Raw genomic sequence first — 1,342 nt, 5'->3', positions numbered from 1 at the left:
CTTTGGCCTATCCAGTAATCTATCTTTAATAACTTCATCTGATTTAATCTTTAAATTTTCTTTTAAATCATCCATAGTCCATACTGCTTTTTGTTGATTCATAATAAGTTGATTGTGTTCATCTTTTGTAATGACTACATATTGCTCTGGTATGGTGACTGTTAATTGCGTCATGTAATCACGCCTTTCATATTTAGGTTGTGCTATACTATTTTTATCGCTACTGCGAAAGAAGGTGGTGTTGTATTATGAGTCGAAATAAAGATATAGATAAATTTTTCAAAAGTATTGAAAAGGATATGAAATCTCATTTAAATGATGAATTATTAAATACAACTCACGAAATTGAGTGTCCTGAATGCCAAAAGAAAAGAAAGATTAAATTCAAAAATGGTAAGGGTGAATGTAGATATTGTAATTCAACTATTAATTTAGATTTGAATTATAAGTAGTTATAAAATTATCTACTTTATCTTTCAATATTTCTTTGTCTATATTCATCATAATTAGGTAATTAGGTTTTATAGCACTCTTAATCTCCTCGACCAAGATGACAATTAGGAGTGCTATTTTTATTATTTGTTTTAGATTCAAATATAGTTATTCCTTTCGTGTATAATATTTTCATTATCTTATGGAGGTGTTTTAAGTCTTGAATCAAAATTATTTTATAGACCCTGCTATTCAAAGTGTCATTAATGCAAATAAGAAACAAATGGAAATGTTTCAAAGTATCCCTAAAGCACATATAAACAATATGATGGGGATTGCAGCTCATGCTAAGAAGATTGCAGAGAATAATCGTTCGACCATAAAAAGTATTGTAAATACTTTCAATAATTCAAATGTTGATGAAATATTAAAGATCCAAAACGTAATTCTTAAATCAATAAATTCTGCTAATGCAGTAAACATACAAAGAAATTTATTTTCTGAAATTGCTATAAAATCGTTTAAAGAATCTTATAGGTTTGATAATGATGTAGTCCTTCAAGCTCAACAAACTATTAGAGATTTTTATATCAATCCAACTGCTATCTCTACTTTGACTGAAGCCATCAATTCGTCCTATCCAATAAATCAAAATGACGCTTATAGTAGATACAATGAATTTATCAATGCTTTCAAAAATGATTATCCACATCCTTTCAAAACAGTTATACGCTGGACAAGTGGAATTGTAGGAGGAGCAGATATAGAAAACTTCACTGTAAATTATATAAACAATGATGATTTGCAAATTCAAAATTCATTAATATTTGCAATAGTATGTTTAATTAGTTTTCTATCAACTTATTATCCTTACTTTAAAAATAATGAATTTATATAATTTTCTATCTTC

General features: G+C 27.3%; 3 protein-coding genes. 2 read left to right on the top strand and 1 reads right to left on the bottom strand.

Features of this window, described 5'->3' with window-relative positions; translation table 11 throughout:
• A partial coding sequence (locus ACF91D_RS30360; protein ID WP_392438462.1) for a DUF771 domain-containing protein occupies window positions 1-174 on the bottom strand: 174 nt, incomplete at its 3' end.
• 74 nt (window positions 175-248) lie between these two features.
• Here ACF91D_RS30360 and ACF91D_RS30355 point away from each other — a divergent pair.
• Window positions 249-452, top strand: a complete 204-nt coding sequence (locus ACF91D_RS30355) for a hypothetical protein (RefSeq protein WP_081224927.1) — start codon at window positions 249-251, stop codon at window positions 450-452.
• Between the two features lie 200 nt (window positions 453-652).
• Window positions 653-1,330 carry a hypothetical protein gene (locus ACF91D_RS30350; RefSeq protein ID WP_392438460.1) on the top strand — a complete coding sequence of 226 codons (678 nt, stop codon included), beginning with the start codon at window positions 653-655 and terminating at the stop codon, window positions 1,328-1,330.
• Window positions 1,331-1,342: the final 12 nt, after the last annotated feature.

The organism is Staphylococcus sp. 231237_7MaSpsaltlick (assembly GCF_043107035.1).
This window is presented reverse-complemented; position numbering and strand designations above follow the sequence as displayed.

Coding starts and splice junctions, on each gene's coding strand:
- ACF91D_RS30355 (WP_081224927.1), top strand. CDS start 249: ATGAGTCGAAATAAAGATATAGATAAATTTTTCAAAAGTATTGAAAAG.